The 275-nt window shown below is 34.2% G+C and carries 1 protein-coding gene; it reads right to left on the bottom strand.

Features of this window, described 5'->3' with window-relative positions:
• A partial coding sequence (locus tag C1G53_RS12795; RefSeq protein WP_419579795.1) for a TOTE conflict system archaeo-eukaryotic primase domain-containing protein occupies positions 1-275 on the bottom strand: 275 nt, incomplete at both ends.

Below are 275 nucleotides of genomic sequence, written 5' to 3'. Positions count from 1 at the left end.
ACACGTGTCTGATAAACTCATTGGAAAAATACCAATACTGATTTCGCCACGTAGGTGAGCCAATAATACCTGTTTGGTCAATGGTTGACAAGTTCTCTTTTCAACAGGACGTTTTTTCCAACCATAGTTGTAAGAAGGAAAATAGTTGATTTTTCCATTTTCATCAATATAAGATTTCGCATAAACATCTATACGTCCCTTAAATAGGTTGAACAGAATGGAGAGTTTTTCATCGGTACTTAGTTGATGTTTTTGTTCTTCAAAGTAATCATACA

The organism is Streptococcus suis, from assembly GCF_002960445.1.
Taxonomy (GTDB): domain Bacteria; phylum Bacillota; class Bacilli; order Lactobacillales; family Streptococcaceae; genus Streptococcus; species Streptococcus hyiners.
This window is presented reverse-complemented; position numbering and strand designations above follow the sequence as displayed.